Annotated in this window: 2 protein-coding genes; one reads left to right on the top strand and one right to left on the bottom strand. The window is 73.9% G+C overall.

The genetic code is table 11. The annotated features are described in order from the left end of the window. Nucleotides 1-38: 38 nt before the first annotated feature. A complete protein-coding gene (locus CCN35_RS25490; RefSeq protein ID WP_245863467.1) occupies nucleotides 39-2,585 on the top strand; it encodes a SpoIIE family protein phosphatase in 2,547 nt (848 codons plus the stop codon). A 150-nt stretch (nucleotides 2,586-2,735) separates the two neighbouring features. On the opposite strand, the gene CCN35_RS25485 is transcribed toward CCN35_RS25490, so the two are convergent. Beyond that, nucleotides 2,736-4,580 (bottom strand): glycoside hydrolase family 15 protein, encoded by a 1,845-nt coding sequence (locus CCN35_RS25485; RefSeq protein WP_067388789.1) that lies wholly within the window; start codon nucleotides 4,578-4,580, stop codon nucleotides 2,736-2,738. Nucleotides 4,581-4,635: the final 55 nt, after the last annotated feature.

The following is a 4,635-nucleotide window of genomic DNA, read 5'->3' as shown; positions in this document are numbered from 1 at the left end:
ACCGCACCTGCAGCACCAGCGCCGCCGCGGCGGCGCTGGTGCTGCAGGTGCGGTACGACAACGTCCAGGAGGCCCGCAACCGCTCCCTCGCCGTCGCCGGGGCGTTCGCCGACGCGCCGGGCACCCGTGAGGCGCTCGCCGCGCCCGATCCCACGGCGGTCCTGCAGCCGCGGGCCGAGGCCGCCCGCAGGAAGACGGGCGTCGACTTCGTCGTCGTGCTGAACACCCGGGGGATCCGCTACACCCACCCCGAGCCGGACCGCATCGGCACGAAGTTCGTCGGCACCCTCCGGCCCGCGCTGAACGGCGGCACCGTCGTCGAGGAGGTCGACGGCACCCTCGGCCCGCTGGTGCAGGCCGTCGTGCCGGTTCAGGCACCGGACGGCACGGTGGTGGGGCTGGTGTCGGCCGGCATCACCATCGAAAGCGCGGGCGGTCTCGCGGACCGTCAGATGCCGGTCGTACTGGGCGCCGCAGGCGTGGGGCTCGCCCTCGCCACGGCGGGAACGGCGCTGGTCGGCAGGCGGCTGCTGCGCCAGACCCATGGGCTGGGCCCGGGCGAGATGACCCGGATGTACGAGCACCACGACGCGGTGCTGCACTCGGTCCGCGAAGGCGTGCTCATCGTCGACGCCGACGGAAGGCTGCTGCTCGCCAACGACGAGGCGCGCCGTCTGCTCGGTCTGCCCGAGGACGCCGAGCAGCGTCATGTGCTCGGCCTCGGGCTCGATCCCGGCATCGCCGAGCTGCTGGCCTCCGGCCGGACCGCCACCGACGAGGTGCACCTGGTCGGCGACCGGCTGCTGGCGGTCAACCAGCGGCCCACGGATCTGGACGGCGGCCCGTCGGGCAGCGTGGCCACCCTGCGCGACTCCACGGAGCTGCGCGCCCTGTCCGGCCGGGCGGAGGAGGCCCGGAAGCACCTCAGTCTGCTCCACGACGCCGGAGCGGGCGTCGGCACGACGCTGGACGTGACCCGGACCGCCGAGGAGCTCGTCGAGGTGGTCGTGCCCCGCTTCGCGGACTTCGCCACCGTCGACCTGTACGACGCCGTGCCGGCCGGCGGGGATCCCGAGCCGGGGTCCGTGCTGCGGCGCACGGCCTACGGCGGTCCCCGCGAGAACGCCCCGCTGCATCCGGTGGAGGGACAGGTCCGCTTCGCGCCCTCCTCGCCGCAGGCGTACAGCCTCCGCACCCGCCGGCCGGTCCTCGAACCCCGTCTGGAGGCTGCCGCGAACCGGCGGGCCCAGGACTCCGACCGCACCGAGCGGGTGTCCGGGGGCGGCCCCCACTCGCTGATCGCCGTGCCGGTACGGGCGGGCAATCTGCTGCTGGGCCTGGTCAGCTTCTGGCGGTCGCCCGGGAAGGAGCCCTTCGACGCCGACGAGCTCGCCCTGGCCGAGGAGCTGGTGGCGCGGGCCGCGGTCTCCATCGACAACGCCCGCCGCTACACCCGTGAGCACGGGCTGGCGGTCGCCCTGCAGCGCAGCCTGCTGCCGCGCAGTCTGCCCGAGCAGGACGCCCTGGAGATCGCCTACCGTTATCTGCCCGCGCAGGCGGGCGTGGGCGGCGACTGGTTCGACGTCCTGCCGCTGTCCGGGGCGCGGGTCGCGCTCGTCGTCGGGGACGTGGTCGGACACGGGCTGTACGCCGCGGCCACGATGGGACGGCTGCGGACCGCGGTCAGCAACTTCTCCGCCCTGGACCTGCCGCCCGAGGAACTGCTGGGGCTGCTGGACGAGCTGGTCGCCCGCATCGACCAGGACGAGAGGGCGGACGGCGCCGACGCCCCCGTGACCGGCGCGAGCTGTCTGTACGCGATCTACGATCCGGTCTCCCGGCGCTGCGCCGTGGCCCGCGCCGGTCATCCGCCTCCCGCGGTGATCGCACCGGACGGCGGTGTGACCTTCCCCGAGGTGCCCGCCGGCCCTCCGCTCGGGCTGGGCGGACTGCCGTTCGAGACGGCCGAGCTGGAGCTCGCGGAGGGCAGCCGGCTGGTGCTGTACACCGACGGGCTGGTGGAGAGCCGGGAGCAGGACATCGACACCGGTCTCGAGGAGCTGCGCACCGCGCTGTCCTCGGCCGGCGCGTCGCCCGAGGAGACGTGCCGGGCCGTGCTGGACGCCCGGAGGCCGTTCCGGCCGGGCGACGACATCGCGCTGCTCGTCGCCCGCACCCGGGCCCTGGGGCCCGACCGGGTCGCCGAGTGGGACGTGCCGGGCGATCCGGCGGCCGTCGCGGACGTGCGCGCCGCGCTGGGCCGGCAGCTGGACCGGTGGGGGCTTCAGGAGCTGACGTTCACCACCGAGCTGATCCTCAGCGAGCTGGTCACCAACGCGATCCGCCACGGCGCCGAGCCCATCCGGGTACGGGTGCTGCGCGACCGCGCCCTGATCTGCGAGGTCTTCGACAGCAGCAGCACCTCGCCGCATCTGCGCCACGCCGCCAGTACGGACGAGGGCGGCCGCGGGCTGTTCCTCGTCGCCGGGATGAGCGAGCGGTGGGGCACCCGCTCCCTGCCTCCGGGCAAGGTCATCTGGGCCGAGCAGCCCCTCCCGGCGCCGGCCGGCGACCGCACCGGCTGAGGCCGGCACACCGGCCCGCTTCCCCCTCCCCCGTCCTCGGCAGGGTCCGGGCCGGTCGGGCGGGCCTCTCGGCCTCCCGCCGCCGGTGCGCGCCGGGCGCCTTCCCGCGCCCCGGCGGCGCACGGTGTCGGGCGCACGGTGCCGACAGTGTCAGCCGAGCGCCCGGTCGAGGTTGTAGGCGGCGCTGATCAGCGACAGATGGGTGAACGCCTGCGGGAAGTTGCCCTGCTGCTCGCCGGTGGGGCCGATCTCCTCGGCGTACAGGCCGAGATGGTTGGCGTAGGTGAGCATCTTCTCGAAGGCGAGGCGGGCCTCGTCGAGACGGCCGGCCCGGGTGAGGGCCTCCACGTACCAGAACGAGCAGATGGAGAACGTGCCCTCGTCACCGCGCAGCCCGTCGGGGCTGGCCTGGGGGTCGTAGCGGTAGACGAGCGAGTCGGAGACCAGGTCCTCGGTCAGCGCGTCCAGGGTGGACAGCCACTTGGGGTCGGTGGGCGCGATGAACTTCGCCAGCGGCATCATCAGGACGGCGGCGTCGAGCACGTCCCCGTCCTCGCACTGCACGAAGGCCTGACGCCTCTCGGACCAGCCGCGGCTCATGATGCGGCGGTAGATGGCGTCCCGGCTCTCCCGCCAGCGCACCAGGTCGGCGGGCAGACCGCGGTGGGCGGCCAGCCGGATGGCGCGTTCGACGGCCACCCAGCACATCAGGCGGGAGTACAGGAAGTTCCTCCTGCCGCCCCGGGTCTCCCACACGCCCTCGTCGGGCTGGTCCCAGTTCTCGCAGACCCACTCCACCAGCGCGGACACGTCGTCCCACTGACCGCTGGAGATCGGCTGGGCCCACTTGTCGTAGAGGTAGACGGAGTCGATCAGGGCGCCGTAGATGTCGAGCTGGAGCTGGTCGGCGGCGGCGTTGCCGACCCGTACGGGGGCGGAACCGAGGTGTCCCTCCAGGTGCGCGAGTTCCCGCTCGGGCAGGTCGGTGCGGCCGTCGATGCCGTACATGACCTGCAACGGGCCGGTGCTCTTGCCGTCGCCGGGGCTGATGTGCCGGGCCAGGAACCGCATGAACGCCTCGGCCTCCCCGGCGAAGCCGAGCCGCAGCAGCGCGTAGACGGCGAACGCGGCGTCGCGCACCCAGACGTAGCGGTAGTCCCAGTTGCGCTCACCGCCGATCCGCTCCGGCAGGCTGGTGGTGGGCGCGGCGACGATGGCGCCGGTCGGGGCGTAGGTGAGCAGCTTCAGGGTGAGGGCGGAGCGGTGGACCATCTCCCGCCAGCGGCCGCGGTAGCGGGACTGGGCGAGCCAGCGGCGCCAGTAGGCGACCGTCTCGGCGAACTGCTCCTCGGCCTCGGCATGGGCGCACCGCCGCGGGGCCACGGCGCCGCCCACCTGGTCCAGGGCGAAGACGGCCGACTCGCCCTCGGCGAGCTTGAACTCCGCCCGTACGTCGGGACCGTCGGCCTCCAGGGGCACGGTGGCCGTCAGGGAGAGGGCGCGCCCGGCGGACTCGAACAGGGCGGTGCGGCCCTCCAGGCGCAGGGTGTGCGGATCGGCGCCGTAGTGGAAGCGGGGCGCCACCCGGGCCCGGAACGGCAGGGTGCCGCGTACGCACAGCACCCGGCGGATGAGCCGGTGCCGTTCGGCCTCGAGGGGTTCCTGGTGGTCCGTGGTCACCGGCATGAAGTCCTGCACCTCGCCGACGCCGTCCTCGGTGAAGAACCGGGTGATCAGCACATTGGTGTCGGGGAAGTAGAACTGCTTGGTGCGGACCGACTCGACCGCGGCGAGTTCGAAGCAGCCGCCGCGCTCGGCGTCCAGGACGGCGGCGAAGACGCTCGGGGCGTCGAAGGAGGGGCAGCAGTACCAGTCGATCGTGCCGTTGGTGCCGACGAGGGCGACGGTGCGCAGATCGCCGATCAGACCGTGATCGGCGATCGGCACGCAGCAGGGGGCGTTCTGCCCGGGCCGCCGGCTTCGGGTGTCGGCCATCGCGGGCCTCCCTTCCAGCTCTTCCAGCCTAGGGGGTGTCGTGCGGATCGGGCCG

Source organism: Streptomyces thermovulgaris (assembly GCF_002155915.1).
GTDB classification, from domain to species: domain Bacteria; phylum Actinomycetota; class Actinomycetes; order Streptomycetales; family Streptomycetaceae; genus Streptomyces; species Streptomyces thermovulgaris.
This window is presented reverse-complemented; position numbering and strand designations above follow the sequence as displayed.

Coding starts and splice junctions, on each gene's coding strand:
- CCN35_RS25485 (WP_067388789.1), bottom strand. CDS start 4,580: ATGGCCGACACCCGAAGCCGGCGGCCCGGGCAGAACGCCCCCTGCTGC.